The organism is Mesorhizobium kowhaii (assembly GCF_042431665.1).
GTDB lineage: Bacteria > Pseudomonadota > Alphaproteobacteria > Rhizobiales > Rhizobiaceae > Mesorhizobium > Mesorhizobium kowhaii.
The window spans coordinates 288,018-314,035 of sequence record NZ_JBHLYT010000176.1; the positions used below are offsets into that span (position 1 = coordinate 288,018).

At 62.7% G+C, this 26,018-nt stretch carries 31 protein-coding genes and 1 pseudogene; 22 read left to right on the forward strand and 10 right to left on the reverse strand.

What is annotated here, in order from left to right; all coding sequences use genetic code 11:
* The first annotated feature begins 174 nt into the window (after nucleotides 1–174).
* Complete coding sequence (locus ACFFNA_RS38350) at nucleotides 175–1,470, forward strand: OpgC family protein (protein ID WP_378925385.1); 1,296 nt, start codon at nucleotides 175–177, stop codon at nucleotides 1,468–1,470.
* A gap of 15 nt (nucleotides 1,471–1,485) precedes the next feature.
* Here the strand turns inward: ACFFNA_RS38350 and ACFFNA_RS38355 are convergent, their stop codons facing one another.
* Complete coding sequence (locus ACFFNA_RS38355) at nucleotides 1,486–2,565, reverse strand: LacI family DNA-binding transcriptional regulator (protein ID WP_378925387.1); 1,080 nt, start codon at nucleotides 2,563–2,565, stop codon at nucleotides 1,486–1,488.
* Between the two features lie 156 nt (nucleotides 2,566–2,721).
* On the opposite strand from ACFFNA_RS38355, the gene ACFFNA_RS38360 reads away from it, so the two are divergent.
* On the forward strand, nucleotides 2,722–2,865 hold the full coding sequence (locus ACFFNA_RS38360) for a hypothetical protein (RefSeq protein ID WP_378925389.1): 144 nt from the start codon (nucleotides 2,722–2,724) through the stop codon (nucleotides 2,863–2,865).
* A gap of 62 nt (nucleotides 2,866–2,927) precedes the next feature.
* Nucleotides 2,928–3,077, forward strand: coding sequence for a hypothetical protein (locus ACFFNA_RS38365; RefSeq protein ID WP_111545762.1), 150 nt, complete (start codon nucleotides 2,928–2,930; stop codon nucleotides 3,075–3,077).
* 15 nt (nucleotides 3,078–3,092) lie between these two features.
* Here ACFFNA_RS38365 and ACFFNA_RS38370 read toward each other — a convergent pair whose 3' ends face one another.
* Nucleotides 3,093–3,467, reverse strand: coding sequence for a DUF423 domain-containing protein (locus ACFFNA_RS38370; RefSeq protein WP_111545761.1), 375 nt, complete (start codon nucleotides 3,465–3,467; stop codon nucleotides 3,093–3,095).
* A gap of 42 nt (nucleotides 3,468–3,509) precedes the next feature.
* Entirely contained in the window at nucleotides 3,510–4,766 is a 1,257-nt protein-coding gene (locus tag ACFFNA_RS38375; protein WP_378925391.1) for a multidrug efflux MFS transporter, read from the reverse strand.
* Nucleotides 4,767–4,949: 183 nt separating this feature from the next.
* Here ACFFNA_RS38375 and ACFFNA_RS38380 point away from each other — a divergent pair, with 183 nt between their 5' ends.
* Entirely contained in the window at nucleotides 4,950–5,615 is a 666-nt protein-coding gene (locus ACFFNA_RS38380; RefSeq protein WP_378925393.1) for a GntR family transcriptional regulator, read from the forward strand.
* A gap of 102 nt (nucleotides 5,616–5,717) precedes the next feature.
* Nucleotides 5,718–5,978, forward strand: a complete 261-nt coding sequence (locus ACFFNA_RS38385) for a DUF982 domain-containing protein (RefSeq protein ID WP_013532263.1) — start codon at nucleotides 5,718–5,720, stop codon at nucleotides 5,976–5,978.
* Nucleotides 5,979–6,032: 54 nt separating this feature from the next.
* Here the strand turns inward: ACFFNA_RS38385 and ACFFNA_RS38390 are convergent, their stop codons facing one another.
* Complete coding sequence (locus ACFFNA_RS38390) at nucleotides 6,033–6,185, reverse strand: hypothetical protein (protein WP_111545757.1); 153 nt, start codon at nucleotides 6,183–6,185, stop codon at nucleotides 6,033–6,035.
* 196 nt (nucleotides 6,186–6,381) lie between these two features.
* On the opposite strand from ACFFNA_RS38390, the gene ACFFNA_RS38395 reads away from it, so the two are divergent.
* Nucleotides 6,382–7,353: a glycosyl transferase family 90 gene (locus ACFFNA_RS38395; RefSeq protein WP_378925396.1), complete on the forward strand. Its 972-nt coding sequence runs from the start codon at nucleotides 6,382–6,384 to the stop codon at nucleotides 7,351–7,353.
* 144 nt (nucleotides 7,354–7,497) lie between these two features.
* Here ACFFNA_RS38395 and ACFFNA_RS38400 read toward each other — a convergent pair whose 3' ends face one another.
* Nucleotides 7,498–8,541 (reverse strand): aldo/keto reductase, encoded by a 1,044-nt coding sequence (locus ACFFNA_RS38400; protein ID WP_111545755.1) that lies wholly within the window; start codon nucleotides 8,539–8,541, stop codon nucleotides 7,498–7,500.
* Nucleotides 8,542–8,805: 264 nt separating this feature from the next.
* Here ACFFNA_RS38400 and ppk2 point away from each other — a divergent pair, with 264 nt between their 5' ends.
* Nucleotides 8,806–9,726 carry a polyphosphate kinase 2 gene (gene ppk2, locus ACFFNA_RS38405; protein WP_111545754.1) on the forward strand — a complete coding sequence of 307 codons (921 nt, stop codon included), beginning with the start codon at nucleotides 8,806–8,808 and terminating at the stop codon, nucleotides 9,724–9,726.
* Between the two features lie 36 nt (nucleotides 9,727–9,762).
* Here ppk2 and ACFFNA_RS38410 read toward each other — a convergent pair whose 3' ends face one another.
* From ACFFNA_RS38410 to ACFFNA_RS38425, 4 genes are all read right to left on the reverse strand, one after another.
* Nucleotides 9,763–10,407 (reverse strand): dihydrofolate reductase family protein, encoded by a 645-nt coding sequence (locus tag ACFFNA_RS38410; protein ID WP_378925398.1) that lies wholly within the window; start codon nucleotides 10,405–10,407, stop codon nucleotides 9,763–9,765.
* 216 nt (nucleotides 10,408–10,623) lie between these two features.
* A complete protein-coding gene (hemB, locus tag ACFFNA_RS38415; protein ID WP_111545752.1) occupies nucleotides 10,624–11,655 on the reverse strand; it encodes a porphobilinogen synthase in 1,032 nt (343 codons plus the stop codon).
* Between the two features lie 86 nt (nucleotides 11,656–11,741).
* Nucleotides 11,742–12,572, reverse strand: coding sequence for a DUF8605 domain-containing protein (locus tag ACFFNA_RS38420; RefSeq protein WP_378925400.1), 831 nt, complete (start codon nucleotides 12,570–12,572; stop codon nucleotides 11,742–11,744).
* A 33-nt stretch (nucleotides 12,573–12,605) separates the two neighbouring features.
* Nucleotides 12,606–13,253: a pyridoxamine 5'-phosphate oxidase family protein gene (locus ACFFNA_RS38425; RefSeq protein WP_378925402.1), complete on the reverse strand. Its 648-nt coding sequence runs from the start codon at nucleotides 13,251–13,253 to the stop codon at nucleotides 12,606–12,608.
* Nucleotide 13,254: 1 nt separating this feature from the next.
* Between ACFFNA_RS38425 and ACFFNA_RS38430 the strand changes: the two genes are divergently transcribed.
* From ACFFNA_RS38430 to ACFFNA_RS38445, 4 genes are all read left to right on the forward strand, one after another.
* Nucleotides 13,255–14,298 (forward strand): enoyl-CoA hydratase/isomerase family protein, encoded by a 1,044-nt coding sequence (locus ACFFNA_RS38430; protein ID WP_378925404.1) that lies wholly within the window; start codon nucleotides 13,255–13,257, stop codon nucleotides 14,296–14,298.
* The gene (locus tag ACFFNA_RS38435; protein WP_378925406.1) at nucleotides 14,295–14,717 is read left to right on the forward strand and encodes a DUF6163 family protein; all 423 of its coding nucleotides are present in this window, start codon (nucleotides 14,295–14,297) and stop codon (nucleotides 14,715–14,717) included. The genes ACFFNA_RS38430 and ACFFNA_RS38435 overlap by 4 nt, the downstream gene beginning before the upstream one ends.
* Nucleotides 14,718–14,955: 238 nt before the next feature.
* The gene (gene ldtR / locus ACFFNA_RS38440; protein ID WP_111545747.1) at nucleotides 14,956–15,471 is read left to right on the forward strand and encodes a transcriptional regulator LdtR; all 516 of its coding nucleotides are present in this window, start codon (nucleotides 14,956–14,958) and stop codon (nucleotides 15,469–15,471) included.
* Nucleotides 15,472–15,739: 268 nt separating this feature from the next.
* Nucleotides 15,740–16,078, forward strand: a complete 339-nt coding sequence (locus ACFFNA_RS38445) for a hypothetical protein (protein ID WP_378925575.1) — start codon at nucleotides 15,740–15,742, stop codon at nucleotides 16,076–16,078.
* A 12-nt stretch (nucleotides 16,079–16,090) separates the two neighbouring features.
* Here the strand turns inward: ACFFNA_RS38445 and ACFFNA_RS38450 are convergent, their stop codons facing one another.
* The gene (locus ACFFNA_RS38450) at nucleotides 16,091–16,624 is read right to left on the reverse strand and encodes a hypothetical protein (protein WP_378925408.1); all 534 of its coding nucleotides are present in this window, start codon (nucleotides 16,622–16,624) and stop codon (nucleotides 16,091–16,093) included.
* Nucleotides 16,625–16,996: 372 nt separating this feature from the next.
* Here ACFFNA_RS38450 and ACFFNA_RS38455 point away from each other — a divergent pair, with 372 nt between their 5' ends.
* From ACFFNA_RS38455 to ACFFNA_RS38505, 11 genes and pseudogenes are all read left to right on the forward strand, one after another.
* Nucleotides 16,997–18,250: a L,D-transpeptidase family protein gene (locus tag ACFFNA_RS38455; protein ID WP_378925410.1), complete on the forward strand. Its 1,254-nt coding sequence runs from the start codon at nucleotides 16,997–16,999 to the stop codon at nucleotides 18,248–18,250.
* 68 nt (nucleotides 18,251–18,318) lie between these two features.
* Entirely contained in the window at nucleotides 18,319–18,552 is a 234-nt protein-coding gene (locus ACFFNA_RS38460; protein ID WP_378925412.1) for a hypothetical protein, read from the forward strand.
* A 176-nt stretch (nucleotides 18,553–18,728) separates the two neighbouring features.
* Nucleotides 18,729–20,042 (forward strand): serine hydroxymethyltransferase, encoded by a 1,314-nt coding sequence (glyA, locus tag ACFFNA_RS38465; RefSeq protein WP_378925414.1) that lies wholly within the window; start codon nucleotides 18,729–18,731, stop codon nucleotides 20,040–20,042.
* 74 nt (nucleotides 20,043–20,116) lie between these two features.
* Nucleotides 20,117–20,767, forward strand: a complete 651-nt coding sequence (locus ACFFNA_RS38470) for a hypothetical protein (RefSeq protein WP_378925416.1) — start codon at nucleotides 20,117–20,119, stop codon at nucleotides 20,765–20,767.
* Between the two features lie 173 nt (nucleotides 20,768–20,940).
* Complete coding sequence (gene nrdR, locus ACFFNA_RS38475) at nucleotides 20,941–21,420, forward strand: transcriptional regulator NrdR (RefSeq protein ID WP_111545742.1); 480 nt, start codon at nucleotides 20,941–20,943, stop codon at nucleotides 21,418–21,420.
* A 2-nt stretch (nucleotides 21,421–21,422) separates the two neighbouring features.
* A complete protein-coding gene (gene ribD / locus ACFFNA_RS38480; protein ID WP_378925418.1) occupies nucleotides 21,423–22,541 on the forward strand; it encodes a bifunctional diaminohydroxyphosphoribosylaminopyrimidine deaminase/5-amino-6-(5-phosphoribosylamino)uracil reductase RibD in 1,119 nt (372 codons plus the stop codon).
* An 11-nt stretch (nucleotides 22,542–22,552) separates the two neighbouring features.
* Nucleotides 22,553–23,170: a riboflavin synthase gene (locus tag ACFFNA_RS38485; protein WP_378925420.1), complete on the forward strand. Its 618-nt coding sequence runs from the start codon at nucleotides 22,553–22,555 to the stop codon at nucleotides 23,168–23,170.
* Between the two features lie 83 nt (nucleotides 23,171–23,253).
* A pseudogene (locus ACFFNA_RS38490) lies at nucleotides 23,254–23,539 on the forward strand (type II toxin-antitoxin system TacA family antitoxin); the annotation flags it as partial.
* A gap of 251 nt (nucleotides 23,540–23,790) precedes the next feature.
* Entirely contained in the window at nucleotides 23,791–24,246 is a 456-nt protein-coding gene (ribH, locus tag ACFFNA_RS38495) for a 6,7-dimethyl-8-ribityllumazine synthase (RefSeq protein WP_378925422.1), read from the forward strand.
* A 5-nt stretch (nucleotides 24,247–24,251) separates the two neighbouring features.
* Entirely contained in the window at nucleotides 24,252–24,752 is a 501-nt protein-coding gene (gene nusB, locus ACFFNA_RS38500) for a transcription antitermination factor NusB (protein WP_111545738.1), read from the forward strand.
* Complete coding sequence (locus tag ACFFNA_RS38505; RefSeq protein WP_378925425.1) at nucleotides 24,749–25,966, forward strand: MFS transporter; 1,218 nt, start codon at nucleotides 24,749–24,751, stop codon at nucleotides 25,964–25,966. The genes nusB and ACFFNA_RS38505 overlap by 4 nt, the downstream gene beginning before the upstream one ends.
* Nucleotides 25,967–26,018 lie beyond the last annotated feature (52 nt).

Below are 26,018 nucleotides of genomic sequence, written 5' to 3' on the forward strand. Positions count from 1 at the left end.
TTCCGGTCAGTTTGCCGGCTTCAAAACGCAATATTTTCAAGCTCCGCGAAAGTTGATTGAACCGGGCGCATTACTGTCCGTTTCTTCGCCGATATCATTCCTGCGGAGGAATCGAAGCGGTGCGCCGGGGGTCGCATTGCCGGCATGAACAACCAGCTTTGAGGCCTTTTGTCGATGACCACCCAACTTTCCCCGGACCGCGGCACGCGTGTCCCAGACCGCGATACGCGTGTCTCGGATCGCGGCACGCATATCCCGGATCGCGATATGCGTGTCCCGGATCGCACCGAGCGCGTCCCGGATCGCACGGAGCGCGACACGCGCATCGATGTGCTTCGCGCTCTCGCTTTGCTGACCATCTTCGTCGACCACGTGCCGGGTACCGCCTTCGAGTATCTGACCTACAAGAATTTCGGCTTTTCAGACGCGGCAGAGGTCTTCGTGCTGATCTCCGGAGTCTCGGTCGCGCTCGCCTATGGCAAGAAATTCCAGCCAGGAAACAGGCTGCTGGCAACGTTGAAGATGTGGCGCCGCGCTGGCGTGCTCTATGCCGCCCACATCGTCACCACCATGGTGGTGATGGCGATCTTCTGCGCGGCGGCCGTGTTCGCCAGGCGACCGGAGCTGTTGACGATGATCAACATCGAGCCGTTGATCAAGAATACGCCGCAAGTGCTGGTCGGCGTCGTGACGCTTGGTCACCAGCTCGGCTACAACAACATCCTGCCGGTCTATGCAGTGCTGCTCTTGCTGGCGCCGGTCTTCCTGCTCTTCGTCAGCCACCGGCCGTTGCCGGCGCTGGTCGCATCCGGCGCGCTGTGGCTGGTCGCGGGGATCTACCAGATCGCGCCACCGAACTATCCTGAGCCCGGCTTCTGGTTTCTCGACCCGCTGTCGTGGCAGTTCCTGTTCAACATCGGCTTGGCAGGCACGCTGCATGTGCGTCGCGGCGGCACCATCCCGGCCAATCGCTGGCTGGTTGGCGCGGCTTTGGCCTACACCGCTACGGCGCTGGTGTGGGTGCATAGCCCGCTCTGGGGGCAGATCTCCTGGTTGGGCCTGCCTCCCGTGCTGACCGGCTTCGACAAGACGTTCCTGGCACTGCCGAGGCTGCTGCATATCCTGGCGGTGAGCTACCTGATCGTGGCATTCCCCGCCATCTCGAACCTGTTCCGCACTGGGCGCGATCATCCGCTTGCCATATTGGGCAAGCGATCGCTGCCGGTTTTCATTGCCGGCACGGTGCTCGCCCTGACGGCGCAGGTGCTGAAGCAGATCAACCCGGGCGGGCTTGCCTTTGACAGCCTGTTGATTGCCGCCGGCATCGCCATGCAGTTTGCGCTTGCCTATTATCTCGAATGGCTTTCGAGCCTTGGCTGGTCCGGGAAAAGCAGGCCGGCTCACAACGCCGCACCGCCGGTCCACGCGTCCTTCGGCATGTCGTCGATGGCAACAAGAATGGGCCGGTGAGATTCGTCAGGCGGCTCAGGCGGGCGAGGGGCCGGATGAGGCCCGCACCATGAGGTCGACCGGCAGCGATTGCCGGCTGAATGTGCCGTCGTTTTCGAGGATCGCCTTGACGGCAAGGCGGCCCATCTCGGCGATCGGCTGGACGATTGTGGTCAGCGGCGGCTTGGAAACCGCTCCTTCCGGGACACCGTCGAAGCCGACGATCGAAACGTCGCCCGGTACAGTGATGTCATGCTGCCGCAGCCAGTCCAGTGCATGCAGGGCGATCCTGTCCGACATTGCCAGGATCGCGGTCGGTGTCTTGGCGCCGGCAAAAATATGGTCGAGGCCGGCCCAGACACTCTCCTCGTCATTGACGGTTTCGTAGATCGGCACCTTCGAGACGTCGATGTCGACGCGGGCGAGTTCGGCGAAGTAGCCACGCAGGCGGTCGCGCGTACCGGAGTAGAGCGCCATCTCCACTTGCGCCTGCGTGGTCGGGCCGAAGCCGTCGTCCGCACAGGGCAGGGCAAGCACGGCAAAGCGACGATGCCCAAGTTCGGTCAGATGACGCGCCGCCAGGCCGGCGCCGGCGATGTTGTCGACACCGATCGCCGCGACCGCCTCGTCGTCGTCTGAATCGAGATCGAGCGCCACAAAGGGCAGTTTGCGCTCGCGCGCCAGTTCCACCAGTCGCGAACCGCCATCGACACAGAAGACGATGAAGCCATCGACCAGCGCGCTCTGGATGTTCCAGGCGAGCTGTTCATTGTTGGCGGCGGAGACCAGCGAAATCCCCGCACCAGTGGCGTCACAGGCCTGCGAGATGCTGGCCATCATCACCCGGGCGAAAGGGTCGTCGAAGAAATAGGACAATGGTTCCGCGGTCGCGACACCGATGGCGTTGACCTTGCCGGCGCGCAGCAGCCGGCCTTTTGGGTCGGGCCCGCCATATCCCATTGCCTCGGCTGCCGCCTTGACGCGTTCGCGGACTTCCTCGCGCACGATCTCCGGGCGGGCGAACACGTTGGACGCGGTGCCGTGCGATACGCCGGCCGCTTTGGCAATGTCTGCCAGCCGGATCGGTCTTGTCTTTCCAGAGGTCAATGGCGCCATCTTCGTCTCCTGAATTCACTCCATCTAACACTTTCGTTGGATCGGTTCAAATTGTGGCTTGATCGAAGGTCGGCCGAGGTGTATATTTGAATCGATCCAAAGAAACAGCAGCCCATATGATTGGATCGATTCAATTCAAGGAAAGGGAGATGTGTCATGCATCCCGTCAACTATCTCTTCGAAGACATCTATCGCAACGACTGGAGCATCGGCTCGACCGCCACGACCCAGAAGCGCCGCGACAGGGCCAGCCCATGGGTTCGCGAGCTGCGGTTCCTCGTGGAGCGCAAGCGGAGCTGATCGGGGTTGCTTTTTCGCGCCTGTCGATTGGATCGATTCAAATACTGAAAGGAGCGCATATCATGCATCCCGTGAGCTATCTGTTCGAAGACATCTACCGCAACTACTGGGGCATCGCGCCGGCGTCCGAACGGCCGGAGAGGCATCGGTTGGCGAGGCTGCGGCGGCACAATCGCGAATTGCTTGTCCAGCCCGAGCGCCGGCAGGATTGATCGGATCCGGTCTGATCAGGAACGCGTGCGCACCCGCGCCGAGCCAGCGATCACCAGCCAGCCGGCGATGAGCAAGGTGCCGCCGATCGGCGCTGACAGCGGGAACAGCCGCGAGCCGAGGAAATCGCGGGCCAGCAGATCGCCGCAGAACAACAGAAGCCCAACCAGCAGGATCAGGCTGCCGATGCGCAGCGTCCGGTTCGTGCCAAGCAATCCGGTCGCGAGGAAAACCGGCGCATGCATGAGCAGGAAGGATGCGGCAGTGCCGACAAAGGCCCCGCCCAGATGCGCCGCCGCGGCCGAAAGCGCCACGCCGGCGGCACCACAGAGGCCGCCGGCCAGGACGAGGATACGGCCGCTGTTGCCGTAAGATTGCTCGGCCGTGCTCATGTCTGGGACTCCGTGACGTTCAAGGCATGCGACCCGATTCGGTCAGGGCTTGCCGGCATTGGCGAGCATGTCCTGCTCGCGGCGCGATTGCGCCAGCCAATTATACACCGCGCCGCCGGCCATCAAGACGGATGTGCCCAGAAACACCGAGCGCATGCCGAAATGGCCACCGGCAAAACCGCCAAGCAAGGGGCCGGCGACCTGTCCGACATACTGGGCGGAGATCGAGAGCCCGAGCACATTGCCGCCGACGCCGTCGGGAACATTGTGGCGGATGACGCTGGTGATGCAAGGCAAGAGCCCGCCCAGCGCCAGGCCCATCAGGAAGCGCAGGCCGATGAGTTGCCAGCTCTGCGTGACGAAGGCCTGCGGGATCAGCAGCAGCGCCGAGACGGCAAGCGCGCCGATGATGACATTCCAATGGCCGATGCGGTCGGCGAGCTTGCCGAGGCGCGAAGCCGACAGGATGGCGCCAAGCGCTGCCGCCGACATGACGACGCCCGAGATCAGCGTGACGCGGCTCTGGTCTTCGATCAGCTGCTGCACATAGACGGTGATGATCGGTTCGATCGACATGGTGGCGAAACTCAACAGCATGCCGGTCGCCAGCATGGCGATAACAGGCCGCTTGTCGGGAATTTGTGCCCAGCCGCCTTTCTGCTTCTGCTTCGATGCGGCGTCTCTCGTTTTCGGTCGGGGATTCTCCTTGATCAGAAACGTGGTCGCCAGGAATGCCAGGAAGATGACGCTGCCGGACAACAGGAAGGTGGCGCGGATGCCGATCAGCGGCGGCAGGGCGCCACCAACCAGCGGGCCGACCAGAGCCCCACCGGTGATGCCGGCCGACAGCAGGCCCAGTGCCCAGCCGGAACGCTCCTTTGGCGTCTGCATGGCGACCAGGATGGTCGATCCCGAGGAATAGCCGCCGGCAAAACCGATCAGCAGCCGCAGCAGCACCAACTGCCATACGGTCTGCACCATACCAGTCAGCGACATGCATATGGCCATGCCGAAGCTGGCGCGAACCAGCATCACCTTGCGGCCGTAACGGTCGCCTAGACGTCCCCAGAGTGGTGCGACCAGTGCCGCCGCGAAGAAGGTCGCGCCATAGGCGATCCCCGACCATTGCACGATCGCCGCGTGGCCTTGGGCGCCGAGCTGCTCGATATAGAGCGGCAGGAACGGCAAAAGCAGTGTCATGGCGACAAGCGTCGAGAACGACCCGGCAAAGCACACGAACAGATTGCGCCGCCAGTGGATGTTGTAGGTGCTGTCGATCGCCGGGGGCGTGTTCTGCATGTCATATGTCCTGTCCGAGCAATGCCGTGTCGGCGGGTTGCTGCGGATACCGTTTTGGGATACCAAGATGGTATCCGTCATGGACGCAAGCGTGGGTGCTGTCAATGCGACCCCTCTCAAACGTGATCGGAAGATGCCGCCAGCAAGCCGATCGCCGGCAATGACCAGAAAACGGAGACGACAATGTCGCAGATGCAGAGCGTCGAAAAACAGCTTCGGCAGATGATCCTGGGCCTTGAGATCGGCCCCGGCGAGAAACTGACCGAGCGCTGGATCGAAAGCCGCTTCGGTGCCTCGCGAACGCCGGTCCGGGCCGCGCTGCTGCGGCTCGAGACCGAGGGCCTGGTCGGCAGGGACGGCCGTGGCTGGACCGTGTCGCCGATCAATCTGGCCGAGCTCGAGCAGGTCGCCGTCTACCGGGAGGCGGTCGAGGTCGCAGCCCTTCGCCTGACATGTGCCTTGGCGGACCGGAGCGCAGTCGATGTCATCGAGGCGATGCTCGACTCCTGCGACACCGACACGCCGCGCGAGGAATGGCATCGTATCGGCATGGATTTTCACATCGAGCTGGCGCGCCTGTCAGGCAATGAATTCCTGTTCCGCGCGGTCCGCGATGCCATGACGCGTCTGTCGCGGGCCCGCTGGCTGGAGGTTCGCGACGAGGCGGCCCTTGCTCGTGCCTGGGCCGAACATCGCGCCATTCTGGAAGCGGCACGCCGTGGCGATGCCGATGAGGCCGCGCGCCTGCTTTCGACCCACATCGTCGGCAGCCGCGACCGGCTGGTGACGTCGCTGGCCAACGATCGGCGTGGTCTTCGCGCCAGAGGCTTTGCTGTCATCGCTGCTTAAGGCTCTGTGCAGGGCAAGGTACGCGCTGCGCAAAAGGCGGCGTCCGGGCGCGCCGTGCACTTTCGGCCTCGCTTCACGGGCACTGATGGCGTAAGAGCGGCGATGGAAAACAACCGCTTTGAAACACCCGTGACCGTCAAGTCAGTCGCGGCGGGAAGCACTCAGCTTTTGCGTACGGCTCGTGAGGCTTCCGATTACCTGCTCAACAGCTGGCCCGGCAAGCGCAGCCCCAAGCATCGCGCGGCCCTGCAGGCCTGTCACGATGCGCTGGCCGGCGACAAGCCGGCGATGAACGCCAGGCGCGCCTTCATTGCTGCAGCGCGCGAAGTGGACGTCTTTGTCAGCGACAAGGCCCCGGCCTGATCCAAGGCGACAATCTGGAATGAGGCACGGCCCGCATGCGCGGGCCTTTTGCCGTCACTTTGCCGTTTCGGTTTCGGTTTCAGTCTCGTCTTCGGGCTTCGAACGCTCGCGCGCGGCAACTTTGGCCGCCAGCTTTTCAGCCTTCTTGGCCGCCTTCTGGCGGTCGCGTTCCTTGCGTTCGTGATCGTAGTTTGGTGGTCGCGCCATATCGGCTCCTTTTCACTGCCTTGCGGCTCTGACCCTGCCTAGGAGCATTAGCCGTCAAACACAACAGCTGAAGCGATCGTGCCCGGCCGTTGGCGTCGATGATGGTCCGGGGCTTGCAAGATGCACGGCACAATGGTGTAGGGGACCGGGGCGCCAACGCATCGTGAGCTGCGCGTTTGTTTTGATCAAGTGAACTATGGCCACCATACAGCGAACGACGGCAAGGGTTTTCTATTATGCGCGAAACGTCGCGCGCGATATCGCGCCGCAGGCGCTGTTCCGCCGGCGGCTGGCGGGTCGCCTCGAAAAATCCCTGCTTGCGGACGGTTTGGTTCGCCAGCGGTTGAACTACTACAACAAGCTGCAGGACGCATTTTCGCCCAGCCCGGCGGCAGTGCGTATCGACAATCTGCCCTTCGTACCGAGCATGTACTATTACGACCTCAAGGAGATTGCCCGGTATTTCGACCCCAAATTGCTCATCGACCTGCAATTCGGCGATGTTGTCGACGTGCCGGAGGTGCCGTCGCTCGTCAAGAATCGGCCGATCCATGCCGACAACAGCAATGCGATCATTCTGAAATTCAACAAGTTCCGGCACTTCCACATGCCTGCCGACGCAACCGCGTTCGCCGACAAGCTCCCGGCCATGGTCTGGCGCGGCGATCTCAACAATCCGATACGGACAAGATTTCTGGATGCCGTGCGCGATCTGCCGTTTTGCGACGCCGGCTCACACAAGTCATACGCGCCGGCCGAGTACAGCAAGCCATTTCTCAGCATCAGCCAGCAGCAGCGTTATCGATACATCGTCTCGCTCGAAGGCAATGACGTGGCGACCAATCTCAAATGGATCATGAATTCGAATTCGCTCTGCCTGATGCTGCCGCCGACATACGAGACATGGTTCGGGGAGAAGCAACTCGAGGCCAACGTCCACTATGTACCGCTCGACCCGGATTTCGCCGACCTTGCCGAAAAGGTGCGCTATTTCGAACAGCACCCGGCAGCGGCGGAACGCATCATTGCTGCGGCGAATGCCTATTGCCGGACATTCGCCAACGAGAAGGCCGAGCAGGCGATCTCCCTGCTCGTGCTCTACAAATACTTTGTGCTCAGCGGCCAGATCGAGCCTGATCCCGAGGTCTGGGGCTATATCGCGGGCTGATGCATGTCGCTCAAAAGTGGCCCCGGTTTTGAGACTACGACATGCATAAACAAAAGACTTAAAGTGCGTCGCATGATTCCGTTTCGAGGCGACGCGCTTTAAGTGCCCGGCGGGCATCGTCCGCCGGGCCATCGAAACCTGTGCTCACACGCCGCTGCGATCGAGAACCAGATCGGCGGCGCCGAAGCGGTCCTTTGCCGTCAGTTGCTGGTGCCAGTAGGGATAGAGCAAAGGCGGCCGGCTGACCGCGTCGAGGCGGTCACGCTCCTCGCTGGTGAGCGCCAGGCTTGCCGCCGCGATGTTGTCCCGAAACTGCGTTTCGGTCCTGCCGCCGATCACCAGCGAACTGACCGCCGGCCGGCCGAGCAGCCAGGCCAGCGCCACCTGCGCTGCCGACACGCCGCGCTGCGTGCCGATCTCGACAAGGACGTCCACGATCCGCCAGAGCCGGTCCTCGTCGCGGATCGGCGGTTCGGACCAGCCGGCGAGCTGGCGGGCGGTCGGGCTGTCGCGGCGGTATTTGCCGGAGAGCAATCCGCCGGCAAGCGGGCTCCAGACCAGCACGCCCAACCCCTGATCGACCGAAATCGGCAGCAATTCATACTCCGCCTCGCGCGCTTCCAACGTGTAGTGGATCTGCTGGGTGACAAAGCGCGGCTGGTGATGGCTGTCGCTGATGCCCAGCGCCTTCATCACCTGCCAGCCGGAATAGTTGGAGCAGCCGACATAGCGGACCTTGCCCTGGGCAACCAGCGTATCAAGCGCGGCGATGGTTTCCTCGAGCGGTGTCGTGCCATCCCATTCGTGCAGGAAGTAGATGTCGATGACGTCGGTCTTCAGCCGCTTCAGGCTTTTCTCGCATTCGCGGATCAGGTGATAGCGCGACAGGCCTTCATCGTTGGGACCGTTGCCGATCCGCATCCGCGCCTTGGAGGCGATCAGCACGTCGCCCTTGCGCTTGCCGCCGAGCGCTTCGCCGATGATCTCTTCCGAGATGCCGTTCGAATAGACATTGGCGGTGTCGATGACGTTGATGCCGGCATCGATGCAAAGGTCGATCATCCGGCGCGCCTCGTCGAGGTCGGTTTTGCCGACAGCCGAAAACGCGCCGGCACCGCCGAAGGTCATGGTGCCCATGGTCAGTGTCGAAACTTTCAAGCCGGAACGGCCGAGGGTGCGGTATTCCATGTCAGTCCTCGCGATTGCATTGGGGGAGGGGGCTTTGGGGAAAGATATTTGTAGGACAATTTAGACCGCTTGTCGCCATGCCACGACGATGGATCGATCATGCCTCGCGGAATTTGCAGTGGCGGCAGTCTCGCTCCAGTCTGCAATAAAACCGTCATTGCCGGTCTATATTGAAGTCGGCTCAGGTGTTGCCACTCCGGGACGCAGGCCAGGGGTTTGGGCGCCGGACGTGGATGGACAGGGCTTGCAAGCGGAGCAACTGATATGACCGAGCTAAGACAGAATTCTCCCGCCAAGGACTGGCTTGAAGCCGAGCTCGCCGACACGCTCGACGAGGACTATGAGCTCGAAATGTCGGAGCCGGCACTGTCGATGGAGATCGCCAAGATCTACAAGAACTCGCATCCGCCATCGATCGATCGCATGCAGTATTTTCGCGACCTGATCACCTTGCAGTCCGAATTGATCAAGCTGCAATCCTGGGTCGCCTATCACAAGAAGAAGCTGGTGGTGATCTTCGAGGGCCGCGACTCCGCCGGCAAGGGCGGCGTCATCAAGCGCATCACCCAGCGGCTCAATCCGCGCATCTGCCGTGTCGTCGCCCTTCCGGCGCCGACCGAGCGCGAGAAGTCGCAATGGTATTTCCAGCGCTATGTGCCGCATCTGCCGGCCGGCGGCGAGATCGTGCTGTTCGACCGCTCCTGGTACAACCGCTCCGGCGTTGAACGGGTGATGGGTTTTGCCGAGCCCGATCAGGTCGAAGAATTCTTCCGCGACGTGCCGGAGTTCGAGCGGATGCTGGTCCGCTCGGGCGTCACCGTGGTCAAATACTGGTTCTCGATCACCGACGAGGAGCAGCAGATGCGCTTCCTGATGCGCATCCACGATCCGATGAAGCAGTGGAAACTGTCGCCGATGGACCTGCAGTCGCGCGTGCGCTGGGAACAGTACACCAAAGCCAAGGAAGAGACCTTCGCCCGCACCAACATTCCGGAGGCGCCCTGGTTCATCGTCGAGGGCAACGACAAGAAGCGGGCGCGGCTAAACTGCATCGACCATCTGCTCAAGCAGATGCCGTATGAAGAGGTGCCGCACGAGGAGATCACGCTGCCCGAGCGCGTCTTCAATCCCGAGTACGAACGCCAGACGCTGCCGCGCGAACTCTACGTGCCGGAGAAGTACTGAGCGTCTTTACCCTCCCGCTTGTGGAGAGGGTGAGACCTACGCCCGCTTGATGACCACGTGGGTGGCGAGCGGCGTGGCAACCTGCTCGCTGCAGAGGTAACCGAGCCTGGGCATGTCCAGGCCGGCAAAAAGGTTCTCGCCGGCGCCAAGCAGCACCGGCGCGATGGCCAGATGCATCTCGTCGATCAGTTTCTCCTGGAGATATTGCCGGATGGTGGCGACGCCACCACCGACCCGCACGTCCTTGCCATCAGCCGCTGCTTTCGCTTGTTCAAGCGCCGAATGGATGCCGTCGGTGACGAAGTGGAAGGTCGTGCCGCCTTCCATTGTGAAGGATGCCCGCTTGTGGTGGGTCAGCACGAAAACCGGCACATGGTAGGGCGGGTTGTCGCCCCACCAGCCCTTCCAGCTATCATCCGGCCATTCGTCCCGGATCGGCCCGAACATGTTGCGGCCGAGGATCCAGGCGCCGAGATTCTCCATGCTGCGCGCCGCAAAATCCTCGTCAGTGCCGGTCGCGCCGCCTTCCTCTCCGAACATCTTGCGGAAGGTGCGGGTGCTGAAAGCCCATTTGTGCAGGGCTTCCCCGCCGACACCAAGCGGATTTTGCAGATCCTGATCGGGACCAGCGCCATAGCCGTCGAGCGACAGGCTGAAAGCATTGACTCGAAGTTTGGACATGAGAGCCTCCTCGATAATAAGTTGTAATTTGCAAGCAGTTGTTTCGTAGCAAACTGATTGCGAATTGCAAGCGGTTTTTTAAGCGCAAACAAGTCAGGGGATTGGTCAAACGACCCTCGCGCTCTGCTCCTTGGTCGGGAAGCTGGAAACTGTCATGGATATCCCAGGAGACCGCCGGCACTGTTCGCCGCGATCGGCCATCGGCGGGAAAAGAAGTTATCCCTTCAGCATCGCCGCCACTTCGGGCGCAAAATAGGTCAGGATGCCGTCGCAGCCGGCGCGCTTGAAGGCGAGCAAGGATTCCAGCATCGCTTTCTCGCCATCGATCCAGCCATTGGCGCTTGCGGCCTTGATCATCGAATACTCGCCCGACACCTGGTAGGCGAAGGTCGGCATCTGGAATTCATCCTTCAGCCGCCGGATGATGTCGAGATAGGGCAGGCCGGGCTTGACCATCAGCATGTCGGCGCCCTCGGCGATGTCCTGTTCGGCCTCGCGCACCGCCTCGTCGGAATTGGCGTGGTCGATGTAATAGGTCTTCTTGTCGCCCTTGAGCAGGCCGGCGGTGCCGACCGCCTCGCGGTAAGGGCCGTAGAAGGCCGAGGCGAACTTGGTCGCATAGGACATGATCGCAACGTCCTGGAAGCCATTGGCGTCGAGCGCGTCGCGGATGGCGCCGATGCGGCCGTCCATCATGTCGGACGGCGCGATGATGTCGGCGCCGGCCGCCGCCTGGATGACGGCCGCAGCGGTCACCTGTTCCACCGTCTCGTCATTGACGATGATGCCGTCGCGCAGGATGCCGTCATGGCCGTGGCTGGTGAACGGGTCGAGCGCGGCATCGGTGATGATGCCGATCTCCGGCACCGCGTCCTTTATCGCCCGGGTGGCGCGGTTGATGACATTGTCGGGGTCGAGGATGTGCGAGCCGGTCTGGTCGCGCAGTGAGATGTCGACATTGGGGAAGGTGGCGAGTGCCGGAATGCCGAGCTTTGCCGCCCGTTCGGCCTCCTTGACGGCGAGATCGATCGACAGGCGGAAGACGCCCGGCATGGCGGCGATCGGCTCGCGCACATTTTTGCCGTCGACGACGAAGATCGGCCAGATCAGGTCGTCGACCGAAAGCCGGTTCTCCTGCACGAGACGGCGCGACCAGTCGGCCTTGCGCATGCGGCGCAAGCGGCGGCTGCCGGTGATGTCGTCGACGCTGCGCGCGCCGGCTGGCTTTGTCGGGGTGAATTTGTTCATCGCCAAAACTCCGGGTCGGTGGCTTTTACCACGAGCCCTTGCCGCTGACCAATGCGACACGTTTGTGCCAGCGATTCGGTCGAGGTCTATTCGGGTTGCCCGTTGCCCGACAGGATCTGCGCTGCGCCCTTAATAGCGATGCGGAAAGCCTCGTCGAAGGAAACGCCGCGCACCTGCCAGGTGTAGGTCTTGCCGGCCATTGCCAGCCGCCAATCGGCGATCCAGCCGAACTCCTTGTCGCTCCACACGATGCTGCCGGAAAGCGCCTGATCGGCGCCGGCCTTTTTCGCAACCGTATCCAGCTTCGCCATGCTGGCGTCGCGCAGGGTCCTGTCGTCCAGCCCGGCTTGCGACAGCAGCGCTGCCGTGGGGAAGGCCACCTGCATGGCCAGCGGCGAGGCGGCATTGCCGAACGATTCGCGCATCAATTCGCCGCGCTTGTCATCGGCATCGAGCGCGAAATGCCGGATGCCTTGCTCGGTTGCCAAAAACACCGCCAGCCGCGGTCGCTTAGTCAGCCAGGGCTTACTGCCGAGCGAAGCCAGCACCGGGTCGATCGTCGCCGGCGTGTATTGGCAATAAAGGTCGTGCGGCCGGTCGTGCGTGCCCTGTTCGTCATGGACCGGAATGCCTTCCATGCAGTCGCGATAGCGGAAACCGGTGACAAAGCTGCCGGCCTTGTCGCGCAACGCTGTCATCTCGGGTTTCGCCAGCAGGCGCTGATCGCCGGAAACCCTGACCAGAACCGCATCGAGGCAGATCTTGAAGCCGGCCTGGCGGTTCGGCTCGCCCTGGCCGGTGACGATAGTCTGTGATTGGTAGAGATCCTCGACATTAGCTGCCCTGGCCGGACCATTGGCGGCGTAGAGGGCCAGCAGGCCCCCCACAACAAGGGCAAGGCGCAAAAACCGAGGCATGGCTCACCGTCCGCTTCGAAACCCGTCGTCGACTTATGGCGGCCATGCGAAGTCAGGGCCGGTTCTGAAGAACGATACGTTGTTGGTGAAAATGCTGACAGGGGCAAGCCTGATCATGCGCCCGTCAGGATGTTCGATCTGGGCCACGTTGTCGATGAACCATTCATTCCAGCTTGCTTCGGGTCCGAGATATTTGTCAAGGAGCCGATTGAAGCGGTCTGGCGACATCGGTTCGATGGTGGCGGCGCCGCGCAGCCCGAGATGCAGCAGGATGCCGGCATTGTTGTCGAAGTGGACAATTTCCACCGCGCAGCGCGGGTCTCTCTGGAGATGCTTTACCGCGCTTCCATCCGATGACCCGAGAAGCCAGATCGCACCGTCCTCCCAGATGAACCATACCGGCGCGTTGCGCGGCGCGCCATCCGTGCCGACGGTCGCCAAATTAGCCATCAGCGGGCGACATAGAACATCGTCCGGGTCGAACGTTCGCGACATCGCCAAATTGTCTCTCGATAGCCTCACAGGCGGACAAGTTGCACCCATTTGGCCGGGACGCAAAGGATGCGCCTTGCCTCTCCAGAGATCCAAACAGGCGCACGATGGTCGGGCTTGGCATTGACGCACCCATGCGCCACGCTTTAGCACTTCAATCCCGGCGGCGCGGGGGAGGGATTCTTTCACGATGGATTTTGGCGGAGGCGACGAGATCCGCTTCGAACATCTGGGCCGGGCCGGCGTCGTCACGTTGACGCGACCGCAGGCGCTCAATGCCGTCACGCATCGCATGATCCGGGCGCTCGACGCTGCTCTTTCCGCCTGGGAGTCCGACCAGGGCGTCGATGTCGTCCTCGTCAAGGCCGAGGGCAGGGCGTTTTCGGCGGGCGGCGACATACTGCACATCTACGAGGCCGGCCGGGCGGGAAAGCCGCCGGTCGAATTCTTCGCCGATGAATACCGGCTCAATGCCTGTATCAACGGCTTCAAGAAACCTTATGTTGCGCTGATCGACGGCATCGTCATGGGCGGCGGCGTCGGCATCTCCTTCCACGGCTCGCACCGGGTGATGACCGAGAATGCCCAGTTCGCCATGCCGGAGGTCGGCATCGGCTTTTTCCCGGATGTTGGCGCCAGCCATTTGCTGCCCGATCTCGGCGGCTCCTTCGGCATGTATCTGGCGCTGACCGGCAATCGCATCCGCTATGGCGACGCGCTGTGGTCGGGGCTGGCCACCCACACCATCAAGGCCGAGGACCAGCGCGGCTTCCTTGACCGGCTGACGCTGACCGGCGATCCGGAATCGGTGCTGCGCGGTTTCTTCGTCCAGGCAAAACGTGAGACCGACAGGCCGACGCTGGAAGCGATCGTCCGTCATTTTTCGCAACCATCCCTCAAGGCCGTCATCGACAGCCTGGAGCGGGCGGCAGGCGGCGACGAGTTCGCGGCAAAGACGCTGGCGACGCTCCGGACGCGCTCGCCGACCAGCCTGCGCGTCGCCTGGCGCCAGATCAGCGCCGGGCTGACCCTGTCCATGGACGCCTGCATGAAGATGGAGTTCCGCATCCTCAACCGGATGCTGGCCGGCCACGATTTCTACGAAGGCATTCGTGCCGCCATCATCGACAAGGGCTCGAAGCCACAATGGCGGCCGGCGAACCTCGGTGCGGTCAGCGAGGCGGATGTCGACGCCTATTTCGCCTCGCTCGGCGACCGGGAGCTCGACCTGTGAGCGAGGTGACCTTCAGACGCGTCGTGCTGCAGCCCTCCGGGGTGGAGGTGATCTTCGCCTGGTTCCAGCGCGTCGTCGCCGGCTACTGCCTGCTGTTTGGCATCCTCTACTGGATCAAGCTGATCGGCTTCTATCCGGGCCCGTTGTGGCGCTTCGACCTGATGCCGGTGCACTGGCAGGTGGCGGCGGTGACGCTCGCCGTGTTTTTTCCCTTCGCCGCCGCCGGCCTGTGGATGCTGGCGTCCTGGGGGCCGGTGATCTGGTTCATCTGCGCGGTGACAGAGACCGTCATGTATGCCGGTTTTCCCGAGCTTTTCGGCCACCGCACCCTCATCGTCATCTCGCATGCGGCCGTGGCGCTGCTTTATATCGTTTTCCGCGTGACCATCTGGCTGCAGAAACGACCGGTGCGGCACTAAGCCCTTGAGCGCATTGGCGACCTGGCGGCTGCCTCAATTCAGCCCCGCGATTGTTGGCTAAATCTTTAGGTTAATTATCCTTGCTCGGGTGACCGTTCGTTAAGCCTCTTTCGAAACCTCTTACCGGTAAGCTCTTGTTAGCCCTAGCGTTTAAGTCGAATTTTATGAGTATTCGATAGTGTCGCGATCAAGGTGAAAAACAAAAAATCACCAGGGCGACAAACGAGAGGCAAAGACAATGATCAATTCGCGTCCGGCGGCGAAGACCGCCAACGTATCCGACGACCGCCGCGAGGCTATCCGCTCGCTGTACATGGAATCGCTGCAGCTTGTAGAGCGGCTGCACCGCCGCCTGCTTGACGTGATCAAGGACGAATTCGACCGCAACGGGCGCTCCGACATCAATGCCATCCAGGCGCTGCTGCTGTTCAACATCGGCAATTCGGAACTGACCGCCGGCGAGCTGCGTTCGCGTGGCTATTATCTCGGCTCGAACGTCTCCTACAATCTGAAGAAGCTGGTCGACCTCGAATTCATCAACCACCAGCGCTCACGCATCGATCGCCGTTCGGTGCGGGTTTCGCTGACGCCGAAGGGCAGCGAGGTGGCGGACGTCGTCGCCGGCCTTTATGAGCGCCATGTCGGCTCGATCGAGCAGGTCGGCGGCATCAACACCGAAGAATTCAAGCAGATGAACCGCGCCCTGCAGCGGCTCGATCGCTTCTGGAACGACACCATCGCCTATCGGATGTAAGACGCCGCATCGAATCTGGCCCGCGCCACAGAAGCGCGGCCGAAATGTCGACCTCTGGTCAAGGCCGGTGCCGAAAGGCATCGGCCCTTTTTCTGATCACGGATAGGAAGCCAGGAATCGGCGGGCCGTCAGTTGACGGATGTCGTTGCGCGGGAGCCGCTGGGTCCTGGCCCACGCTTTGCTTTCGCCTTCACAATGCCTAGTGTCACCAGGCAGGGAAGGCATGATGGGTCGAAGGAGTAGCTTCAAAATCTGGTCTGTCGCAGTGGTGCTTTTGTTGGCGCCAAAACTGGCTTTCGCCGAAGAATGGTGGAAGGATTCCTTCACCATCGAAGGCAGTAGCCCGTGCGACAACAATGACTCCAGAGTGACGTTCACCGACAAAACCGTGGAAATGTGGGAGGTTGGATGCACTCTCGACAAAGTCCAGAAGCTCAAAGGCCTGGATGTCGTCATTTTGGACATGACTTGTTCGGACGATACGGAGAGTGTGGAAAAGAGGCGGGCGCTATTGCTCAAACTCGAGGATAACAAGGTGTTGCGATATCCCGAGTATCAAGTGCTGCAACGGTGTTCAGAGCTGGAGGCCTCAAGTTCGAAGCCCTGACATCCTTTCGGGCTACGGTTTCAACGGGCAGAATTGCTCGTGGAAATAGGCAAGCGCCTGTTCGGCCTGGCCGGGCTCGCCGAAGAATGGGCCGATTGTTTCGGGCTCGCGTGTCAGGTCGCAACTGCCCTCGGTGTCGGTCGTGCATGTCTTCACCAGCCCCTTCAGCGCGATGGTTGCCGGCGGATTGTCGAATGACAGGGCGGTTACGCCGCCAAGTCGCATTTCGTAGGTCAGGCGGTAGTAGATCGCGCCGTCTTCCTCGAACTGCTGTTCGGCCTTGTAGGTGCATTCGTCCAGCCGGGTGACGATGAACCTGAGCGTTTCGGTTTTGTCCCCGACCTCGTTGAGACCAGTGCTGGTGAACATAGCGGGCGATCGGGAAACCTGCTTCAGCGGTTCGTCGGTCTGCTGCCCGTATTTGGGGATCGCGCCCTGTTCGAGGCCGTGCACGAAATAGGCAACCGTTTCCTCCGGCGTCGGAGTGCCGCCGTTCGGACCTCCGGCCAAAGCGAAGGCCGCGATGACTGAAAGGAAACCAGGCATGGTCTCGTTCCCTGTGTTGGGCGAGCTTGTTAGTGTATCATTATCGGCTTGTGGTTCACCCGTCGATATTGGACCGGCGATCGCGGATCGGTACCGAAAAAGCACGGGCTTTTCATTTCGCTGCGTCGCCCGATGCAAATCGCGGGCCAAGGCCACGTTGCCGCCATATTCCAATGGAACCGAGGATGCCGGTGAGGCTGTGGTGAAGGCCGTGCGTTCACCCCGGAACCGTATCGCGGCTTGAGCGTTTGTGGCCGCACCGATACGGACATGGTTGGCTAATTGTTAAGATTGCCAACTTTAGAGTGCGGGCAAGTCGCCCTGATAACCTGATACAGCAGATCGAACGCTACAAGAATGTCTGGAACGTCCATGAGAACCAGCCGCCGTGTTTTCCTCTCCGGAGCCTCCGCGCTCGCAGCCGCGATGGTCGCCGGCGGCGCCAATGCGCAGGATGTGATCGGTGATATCCTGAAATCCTCGGCGCGCGGCAATTGGGATGACCAGTTCGATGCTCGCGCCAGCGAGGGCGGCAAGGTGGCCTCGACGCTGCCGATCTTCAGCGCGCAGACCGTCGCCTTTACCGAGCAGGCGGTGGCGCAATATCAGAACATTGCCGGGCAGGGCGGCTGGGTAGAGGTCCCGGCGACCAAGAAGTTACAGCTCGGCGTCGATGACCCGGATGTCGTGCCGTTGCGCAAGCGGCTGATGGTCTCTGGCGACCTGTCGCAGAGCGCCGGCATTTCGACGGCCTTCGATTCCTATGTCGACTCGGCGGTCAAGCGCTTCCAGTTGCGTCACGGCCTGCCCGCCGACGGCGCCATGGGCAAATACACCTACTTGGCGATAAACGTTTCGGCGCAGATCCGGCTTGGCCAGTTGCAGACCAATCTACAGCGGCTGAAGGAGAAGGCCGGCACGCTTGGCAGCCGCTATGTTCTGGTCGACATTCCGGCCGCGCAGGTCGAAGCGGTCGAGAACGACCGCGTCGTGCTTCGACACACCGCGATCGTCGGCAAGATCGATCGCCAGACGCCGATCGTCAATTCCAAGATCAACGAGATCATCGTCAATCCGTACTGGAACGCGCCGGTCTCGATCGTGCGCAAGGACATCATTCCGCTGATGCGGAAGGACCCCAACTACCTGAAGGACAGCCATATTCGCCTGTTCGCGCCGGACGGCAGCGAAGTCGACCCGCTCAATGTCGACTGGTCGACCGACGACGCCGCCAAGTATCGCTTCCGCCAGGATCCGGGCGCGGGCAACGCCATGGCGTCGGTGAAGATCAATTTCCCGAGCCCCGACGGCGTCTACATGCACGACACGCCGCAGCAGAGCCTGTTCGGCAAGATGATGCGTTTCGATTCCTCGGGCTGCGTGCGCGTGCAGAATGTGCGCGACCTCGTCACCTGGATCCTGCGCGACACGCCCGGCTGGGACCGTCAGCATTTCGAGGCGGCGATCAAGACCGGCGAAAACACCCCGATCCAGATTACCAACCCGGTGCCGGTGCATTTCCTCTATCTTTCGGCCTGGTCGACGGGCCCGGGCGTGGTGCAGTTCCGCGACGACGTCTACGCGCTCGACGGCGCCAACGAGCTGCAGATCACCTCGTCGCTTTAAATAACTGATTCTTTTACAGAAAGGGCCGCCGGTTGGGGCGGCCTTTTTCGTTGCTCGGGTGCCGTTGTGTGTTGTCGCCGGCTACCGGCGCCGCATTGCCGCCTCCGGCGAAAGCGCGCGCCGAAGCACGCGAAGCCGGTCGGTTGGAACTGGAGCTCAGGCTCGCCGTCATCGAGGCCGAACGCGGGGCCGTGCGCGCCATGCTGCGTAGCGGCCAGATCAATGACCATGCGGCGCGGGCGCTGTTCACCGAGATCACGCTTACCGAAGCCTTGCTGAAGGGACGACAGGCAGGGAAATAGCTCACTCGTTGCCTGGTTGGCGCAATCCGGCCAGCAAATTTCGCGCCGCAAACGTGGCGGGGCGAAAACAACTGTGTTAATGGCGCGGCGAATGCATGTCGCCCAAAAGTGTGCAGCGGTTTTGGGACAACGACATGCATAAATCAAAAATTGCCCCGAACCGAGGATTTCAGGCCATGGCAACAGCAGCGGCAGTGTCGAACAAATTCGAATCCTTCTTCGAAACCACGCTTGCCGATGCCGATCCGGAGATTTTCGGCGCCATCCGCAACGAACTCGGTCGCCAGCGCCACGAGATCGAGCTGATCGCCTCTGAAAACATCGTCTCGCGCGCCGTTCTGGAAGCGCAGGGCTCGATCATGACCAACAAATACGCCGAAGGCTATCCGGGCAAGCGCTACTATGGCGGCTGCCAGTTCGTCGACATCGCCGAGGAACTGGCCGTCGAGCGGGCGAAAAAGCTGTTCGGCTGCAACTTCGCCAATGTCCAGCCGAATTCCGGCAGCCAGATGAACCAGGCCGTGTTCCTGGCGCTGCTGCAGCCCGGCGACACCTTCATGGGCCTTGACCTCAATTCGGGCGGCCATCTGACCCACGGCTCGCCGGTCAACATGAGCGGCAAATGGTTCAAGGTCGTGTCCTATGGCGTGCGCCAGGATGACCATCTGCTCGACATGGACGCGATCGAGAAGACCGCCCACGAGACCAAGCCGAAGCTGATCCTGGCCGGCGGCACCGCCTATTCGCGCGTCTGGGACTGGAAGCGTTTTCGCGAGATCGCCGACGCGGTTGGTGCCTATCTGATGGTCGACATGGCCCACATCGCTGGCCTGGTCGCCGGCGGCGTGCATCCGTCGCCGCTGCCGCATGCCCATGTGGTGACCACGACCACGCACAAGTCGCTGCGCGGCCCGCGCGGCGGCATGATCCTGTGCAATGACGAGGATATCGCCAAGAAGATGAATTCCGCGGTGTTTCCCGGCCTGCAGGGTGGCCCGCTGATGCATGTCATCGCCGCCAAGGCGGTCGCCTTCGGCGAAGCGCTGAAGCCGAGCTTCAAGGTCTACGCCGAGAGCGTCGCCGCCAACGCCAAGGCGCTCGCCTCCAGCCTCAAGGAAACCGGTCTCGATATCGTCTCCGGCGGCACTGACAACCATCTGATGCTGGTCGACCTGCGCCCCAAGAACGCCACCGGCAAGCGCGCCGAGGCAGCGCTCGGCCGCGCCAACATCACCTGCAACAAGAACGGCATTCCGTTCGACCCGGAAAAGCCTTTCGTCACCTCCGGCGTGCGCCTTGGCACCCCGGCCGGCACAACGCGCGGCTTTGGCCAGGCCGAGTTCCGCGAGATCGGCAAGCTGATCGCCGAAGTGCTGGATGGTCTCAAAGTGGCCAATTCCGACGAGGGCAATGCCGCTGTCGAAGCGGCGGTCAAGGCCAAGGTGGTGGCGCTGACCGATCGTTTCCCGCTCTATCCCTATCTCGGCTGACGAGATTGAGGTCTCATCACCTTGCCGCGACGGACAAGCGCCGTCGCGGCAAGGCTGCGACAGGAGCCTTGATCATGCGAATTGTTCGTCTTGCCGACCTTGCCTTCGCCGGCGCCCTGGCCGCCTTGATTGCCTTGCCGCTCTCCGGCGTCGCCTTGGTGCAAACCGCTCCCGCTCAGGCCGCGCCCACTCAGGCCGCACCTGCCCAGGCCGCAACCGCGGCACCCGCCCCGGCGGCACCCAAGCTTGAAACCTTCGGCAGATGGTCGACCCTGGTCGACGAGGTCGATACTGGCGAGGATATCCGCAAGACCTGCGCGGCCTCGACCGCCTTTATCGGCGCCGGCGGCGAGAGCGGCACCCTGACGCTCATCATCACGAACGGCGATGCGCTGCCGCCGGATGCCTACCCGTCCCTGACCATTGCGGTCGATAACAAGGCGCTGCCAACGGGCAAGTCGGTCGCGGCAAGCTTCGGCGACGACAAGGGCCACGTCGCCGCAAAGCTCCATTCCGACGCCGCCGTGAGCGGCCGGCTCAGCTGGACAGTGGACAATCAGGCCAAGACCAGCCTGGCGCTGTTGCGCGTCATGCGCCGCGCATCGGCGCTCGATGTCTCCTTTGGCGACGCGCCGGTTGGAAGCATATCCATGGACGGCTTCACCAAGGCTTATCGCAGCCTCGGCGCATCATGCGGGTTTCCGACCACCGACGTCGCCCCCTGACGGCATCGGCGCGCTGTCCGGCTGCCTGGCGGCGCTGGCAATCTTGCTTGCGCCTCGCTATCTCTCAGGGGTCAGGGCTCTGAGGGGCGAGGAGCTGTTGCCGATACTTTGCCATCGTTGCAAAAACCTCTAAGCCTTTCGCTTCACCAGATTCGCCAACCAAAGGCTTCTCCATGCGCTGTCCCTATTGCCAGTCAGAAGATACGCAGGTGAAGGATTCGCGCCCCGCCGAGGATGGCGCCGCGATCCGCCGGCGGCGCGTTTGCCCCGATTGCGGCGGCCGCTTCACCACCTTCGAGCGCGTGCAGTTGCGCGACCTCGTCGTGGTCAAGAAATCGGGTCGCAAAGTGCCGTTCGATCGCGACAAGCTGCTGCGCTCGGTGGAGATCGCCGTTCGCAAGCGCAATGTCGATCCCGAGCGCATCGACCGCGCGGTGACCGGCATCGTGCGCCAGCTCGAAAGCTCCGGCGAGACCGAAGTGGCCTCCGGCGAGGTCGGTCGGCTGGTCATGGACGCGCTGAAGTCGCTCGACGATGTCGCCTATGTCCGCTTCGCCTCGGTCTACCGCAATTTTCGCGAGGCCAAGGATTTCCACGAATTGCTCGGCGAGCTCAAGGGGGACGAAATCAAGGGTGAAGAGGACGCCAGCTGAGCATGACCGCGAGCGACAGACAGGCCGCCCTTGATCGCCGTTTCATGGCAGCGGCGTTCCGCCTTTCGCGGAAGCATGCCGGGCGCACCGCGACCAACCCTTCCGTGGGCACGTTGATCGTGCGCGACGACGGGGATGGCCCGATGATCGTCGGCACCGGCGTCACCGCTGTCGGCGGCCGTCCGCATGCCGAGACCGAGGCGCTGGCCGAGGCCGGCGAACTGGCGCGCGGCGCCACCGCCTATGTCACGCTGGAACCTTGCGCCCACCATGGCCGCACGCCGCCTTGCGCCAATGCGCTGGTCAACGCCGGTGTCGCGCGCGTCGTCGGCGCCGCCAGCGATCCCGATCCGCGCGTGTCCGGCAAGGGCTACGCGATCCTGCGCGCCGCCGGGATCGAGGTGGTCGAAAAGGTTCTGGCGGCGGAAGCCGCCGAACAGATGGCCGGTTATTTGATTAGATCGTTGAGAAAACGCCCTGAAGTGATTCTCAAGCTTGCGCTTTCCAGCGATGGCAGGATCGGCAGGGAAGGCGGGGGGCAGGTGACGATCACCGGCGATATCGCCCGTCGCGAAGTGTATCTGATGCGGGCCGAGGCCGACGGCATATTGATCGGCATCGGCACCGCCCTTGAGGATGATCCCGCGCTCACGGTGCGCTTGCCCGGGCTGGAGAACCGGTCGCCGGCCCGTATCGTGCTCGACCGGCAGATCAGGTTGCCGGAGGCCTCGAAGCTGGTTTCTGGCGTGGACCGGGTGCCGCTCTATGTCGCCGCTTGCCTGGAGGCCGATCCGCAGCGGCGGACCATGCTGGAACGCGCCGGGGTGCGCTTCATCGGCACCGAAACACATGAGGGCGGCGTCGCACTGCCGGAACTGCTCGAGGATCTGGCCGCGCTCGGCATGGCCAGTGTTCTTGTCGAAGGCGGCGCCAAGGTAGCGGGCGCTTTCCTGGCCGAGGGGCTGGTCGACCGCATCGTGCTGTTCCAGGGGCCGGAAGCAATCGGCGCTGACGGCGTTGCATCACCCATCGATGCCGACCATATCCCGGCAGGATTTCGCAAGCTCCGCGATATGCGTTTCGGCGAAGACAGTTATGCAGAGTGGATCAGAGATTTCTAGGATCAACACCGATGTTTACCGGAATTGTCACCGATGTCGGCACTGTCGCGGCCGTCAAGCCGCTTCGGGAAGGGGTGGGACTGCGCATCGACACCGCCTATGATCCCGAAACGATCGCCATCGGCGCCTCGATTTCTTGCGGCGGTGTCTGCCTGACGGTGACTGCCTTGCCCGACAGTGGCACGAATGCGCGCTGGTTCGAGGTCGAGGCCTGGGAAGAGGCGCTCAGGCTGACGACGGCGATGGGCTGGAAACCGGGCTCGCGGATCAATCTGGAGCGAGCGCTGAAGATCGGCGACGAACTTGGTGGGCACATCGTTTCGGGCCATGTCGACGGCATGGCCGAGATCATCGAGCGCAAGGATGAAGGGGACGCGGTGCGTTTTACGCTCGAAGCACCGCGCGATCTTGCTAAGTTCATTGCACCGAAGGGCTCGGTCGCGCTCGACGGCACCTCGCTCACCGTCAACAAGGTGGAAGGCACGCGCTTCGACGTGCTTTTGATCCACCATTCGCTGACCGTGACCACCTGGGGCGAGCGCCAGGTCGGCGACCGCGTCAATCTCGAGATCGACACCATGGCCCGCTACGCGGCGCGGCTGGTGGAGGCCGCGAAAGAGGGGCTTTGACGCCTCCTGTCGCCAATCGCTCTTCGACGACAATCTTGAAAGCTTCCGGCCATTGGCCGTACATTGTTGTCAAGAGAACGATAATGACCCCATCTGCCTTGAATACGTCTCGCGGCCGTGTCCGTGGTGAGCGTCTGGAAACACGGGTCACGGCCGGCCGACCAGAAGAATCTTATCGAACAGGCCGCCGCACTTCAGGGCCGGACGGTGACGGATTTCGTGCTGACCAGCGTGCAGGAAGCTGCTCTACGGGCCATCGAGGAGCACCAGCGCCTCGATCTATCCGTCCGCGACAGTGAAGCCTTGGTCGATGCTCTGATCAATCCCCGGCCCGTCAAGGACCGCCTGCGCGACACTGTGAGCCGGTATGCCGGGCCACCGGCGCCTGACCGGGGTGGACGAGTCCACCGGGGTGGGCGGGTCGATTGGGGAAGCCCTGCGGGTTGTGGTGCTTGGCCCGCAGCATGACAGGACGGCCGATATTGCCGAACTGTTCAGATGACAAAAAATGGTCACAGGCAGACGGACTTCCGCGGCAAACCGGACACGCGCAACATCTTCGCTTGCGATCAAACGGGCTTCGGCCTAAGTCACCGGCTCTGCCGGAGACGTGACGCAAAATGCCCAAGAACAAGAAACTCAAGCTGCTGATCATCGAAGCCCGCTTCTATGATGATCTGGCGGACGCGCTGCTCGACGGCGCCAAGGCTGCGCTCGACGAAGCCGGCGTCAAGTACGATGTCGTCACCGTGCCGGGCGCGCTGGAAATTCCGGCCGTGATCTCCTTCGCGCTCGATGCCGCCGAGGGTGAGGGCACCGACTATGACGGCTTTGTCGCGCTCGGCACCGTCATCCGCGGCGAGACGCACCATTTCGATATCGTTGCCAACGAATCCGCACGCGCCCTGATGGATATGTCGGTGCAGGAATCGATCTGCATCGGCAACGGCATCCTGACCACCGAAAACGACGAACAGGCCTGGACGCGCGCCCGGCGCACGGAAGGCGACAAGGGTGGCTTTGCCGCCCGTGCCGCGCTGAGCATGATCGCCGTCAAGAAACGGCTCGGAGCCTGACCGGCGTGACGCAATCCGGAGACAAGGATCGACCACCGGTACGCCACGCCAACAAGCGCGGCGCTGCCCGGCTGGCCGCTGTGCAGGCGCTCTATCAGATGGATGTCGCCGGCAGCGGCGTCTTCGAGATCACCGCCGAATACGAGGCCTTTCGTCTCGGCAAGGAAGTCGACGGCGCGCTCTACCGCGAGGCCGATGCGCAATGGTTTCGCGCCATTCTCGCCGGTGTCGTCGAGAACCAGAAGACCGTCGATCCGATCATACGCCAGGCACTGACCGAGGATTGGCCGCTGTCGAGGCTCGATTCGACGCTGCGCGCCATTCTGCGCGCCGGCGTCTACGAACTGATGAAGCGCGAGGATGTCCCCGTCGCAGTCATCGTTTCCGAATATGTCGATATCGCCAAGGCTTTCTACGAGGAAGACGAGCCGAAGCTGGTCAATGCCGTGCTTGACCGTGTGTCTCGCCGGGTGCGTGGCGAGGGGCGCGGCAAGGACGCATCGTGACAGCAATCGCCATCGAGGCAGGCCAGGACGCGCGTCGCACTGCTTTGATCCTCGCCGCCTCGCAGGCGATCATCGGTTCTGCTGCCCCCATCGCCATCTCCATGGGGGCGCTGGCCGGGCAATATCTGCTTGGTCCCGACAAGTCGCTGGCAACGGCGCCGATCACCGGCTTCAACATCGGCGTGGCGCTCGGCGCGCTGCCGGCGGCGGCCATCATCCGCGGCATGGGCCAACGCGGCGGCTTCATGACCGGCACGATCGTCACGGCGCTTGGCGGGCTGGTCGCTACATCAGCGCTTTTCCACGGCAGCTTCTGGCTGTTCGCCTTCGGCCTGTTGGTGATCGGCGTCGGCGGCGCTTTCGTGCAGCAGTTCCGTTTTGCCGCCGCCGACAATGCGCCGCCGGCGTTCAAGGCACGCGCCATCTCCTTCGTGCTGGCCGGCGGCATCGTCACCGCCATCCTCGGGCCGCAGATCGTCATCTTCACCCGTGAATCGTTCGCGCCGGTGATGTTTGCCGGTTCGTTCGCCGCCATCCTGCCGCTGGCGGCGGTCGGCGCCATCATCCTGTCGTTCCTGCGCCTGCCGGCGAAGGCATCCGGCAAGGTGGAGATCGCCGACAACGACGCCAGACCGTTGGCCGAAATCGTTACCCACCCGCGCTTCGTCGCGGCGCTGTTCTGCGCCGTCGGCAGCTATGCGCTGATGAGCTTCGTCATGACCGGCGCCCCGCTGGCGATGGTTGGCTGCGGTCTGTCGGAGGACGATGCGACGCTTGGCATTTCCTGGCACGTCATGGCGATGTTCGCGCCGAGCTTCTTCACCGGCTCGCTGATCCATCGCTTCGGTGCCGAACGCATCGTCGCCACCGGCCTGATCCTGCTCATCGGCTGCGCCATCGTCGCTCTGTCGGGCCTGGCGCTGTGGCAATTCTGGACGTCGCTGATCCTGCTCGGCCTTGGCTGGAATTTCAGCTTCATCGGCGCCACGGCGATGGTGGCGGCCAGCTACCGGCCGTCGGAAAAGGGCAAGGTGCAGGGCTTCCACGACTTCGTGCTGTTCGGCTCTGTCGCTTGCGCGTCGCTGATGTCGGGTATGGTCTACAATGCCTGGGGCTGGACCATGCTGAACTGGATGGTCTTTCCGGTCACCGTTTTGTGCTTCGTCGCCCTCGGCGCGCTCAAGCTGACGGGCATTCGCAAGGCCGATGCCTGATCCCAGCCGCTGCTTGCCTGACACGCCCTGTCAGCATGGTGCCTGCCGAATT

What these genes read in the sequence shown, in the direction of transcription:
- ACFFNA_RS38350 (WP_378925385.1), top strand. Translation starts at nt 175, where the DNA reads ATGACCACCCAACTTTCCCCGGACCGCGGCACGCGTGTCCCAGACCGC.
- ACFFNA_RS38355 (WP_378925387.1), bottom strand. Translation starts at nt 2,565, where the DNA reads ATGGCGCCATTGACCTCTGGAAAGACAAGACCGATCCGGCTGGCAGAC.
- ACFFNA_RS38360 (WP_378925389.1), top strand. Translation starts at nt 2,722, where the DNA reads ATGCATCCCGTCAACTATCTCTTCGAAGACATCTATCGCAACGACTGG.
- ACFFNA_RS38365 (WP_111545762.1), top strand. Translation starts at nt 2,928, where the DNA reads ATGCATCCCGTGAGCTATCTGTTCGAAGACATCTACCGCAACTACTGG.
- ACFFNA_RS38370 (WP_111545761.1), bottom strand. Translation starts at nt 3,467, where the DNA reads ATGAGCACGGCCGAGCAATCTTACGGCAACAGCGGCCGTATCCTCGTC.
- ACFFNA_RS38375 (WP_378925391.1), bottom strand. Translation starts at nt 4,766, where the DNA reads ATGCAGAACACGCCCCCGGCGATCGACAGCACCTACAACATCCACTGG.
- ACFFNA_RS38380 (WP_378925393.1), top strand. Translation starts at nt 4,950, where the DNA reads ATGTCGCAGATGCAGAGCGTCGAAAAACAGCTTCGGCAGATGATCCTG.
- ACFFNA_RS38385 (WP_013532263.1), top strand. Translation starts at nt 5,718, where the DNA reads ATGGAAAACAACCGCTTTGAAACACCCGTGACCGTCAAGTCAGTCGCG.
- ACFFNA_RS38390 (WP_111545757.1), bottom strand. Translation starts at nt 6,185, where the DNA reads ATGGCGCGACCACCAAACTACGATCACGAACGCAAGGAACGCGACCGC.
- ACFFNA_RS38395 (WP_378925396.1), top strand. Translation starts at nt 6,382, where the DNA reads ATGGCCACCATACAGCGAACGACGGCAAGGGTTTTCTATTATGCGCGA.
- ACFFNA_RS38400 (WP_111545755.1), bottom strand. Translation starts at nt 8,541, where the DNA reads ATGGAATACCGCACCCTCGGCCGTTCCGGCTTGAAAGTTTCGACACTG.
- ppk2 (WP_111545754.1), top strand. Translation starts at nt 8,806, where the DNA reads ATGACCGAGCTAAGACAGAATTCTCCCGCCAAGGACTGGCTTGAAGCC.
- ACFFNA_RS38410 (WP_378925398.1), bottom strand. Translation starts at nt 10,407, where the DNA reads ATGTCCAAACTTCGAGTCAATGCTTTCAGCCTGTCGCTCGACGGCTAT.
- hemB (WP_111545752.1), bottom strand. Translation starts at nt 11,655, where the DNA reads ATGAACAAATTCACCCCGACAAAGCCAGCCGGCGCGCGCAGCGTCGAC.
- ACFFNA_RS38420 (WP_378925400.1), bottom strand. Translation starts at nt 12,572, where the DNA reads ATGCCTCGGTTTTTGCGCCTTGCCCTTGTTGTGGGGGGCCTGCTGGCC.
- ACFFNA_RS38430 (WP_378925404.1), top strand. Translation starts at nt 13,255, where the DNA reads ATGGATTTTGGCGGAGGCGACGAGATCCGCTTCGAACATCTGGGCCGG.
- ldtR (WP_111545747.1), top strand. Translation starts at nt 14,956, where the DNA reads ATGATCAATTCGCGTCCGGCGGCGAAGACCGCCAACGTATCCGACGAC.
- ACFFNA_RS38450 (WP_378925408.1), bottom strand. Translation starts at nt 16,624, where the DNA reads ATGCCTGGTTTCCTTTCAGTCATCGCGGCCTTCGCTTTGGCCGGAGGT.
- ACFFNA_RS38455 (WP_378925410.1), top strand. Translation starts at nt 16,997, where the DNA reads ATGAGAACCAGCCGCCGTGTTTTCCTCTCCGGAGCCTCCGCGCTCGCA.
- glyA (WP_378925414.1), top strand. Translation starts at nt 18,729, where the DNA reads ATGGCAACAGCAGCGGCAGTGTCGAACAAATTCGAATCCTTCTTCGAA.
- ACFFNA_RS38470 (WP_378925416.1), top strand. Translation starts at nt 20,117, where the DNA reads ATGCGAATTGTTCGTCTTGCCGACCTTGCCTTCGCCGGCGCCCTGGCC.
- nrdR (WP_111545742.1), top strand. Translation starts at nt 20,941, where the DNA reads ATGCGCTGTCCCTATTGCCAGTCAGAAGATACGCAGGTGAAGGATTCG.
- ribD (WP_378925418.1), top strand. Translation starts at nt 21,423, where the DNA reads ATGACCGCGAGCGACAGACAGGCCGCCCTTGATCGCCGTTTCATGGCA.
- ACFFNA_RS38485 (WP_378925420.1), top strand. Translation starts at nt 22,553, where the DNA reads ATGTTTACCGGAATTGTCACCGATGTCGGCACTGTCGCGGCCGTCAAG.
- ribH (WP_378925422.1), top strand. Translation starts at nt 23,791, where the DNA reads ATGCCCAAGAACAAGAAACTCAAGCTGCTGATCATCGAAGCCCGCTTC.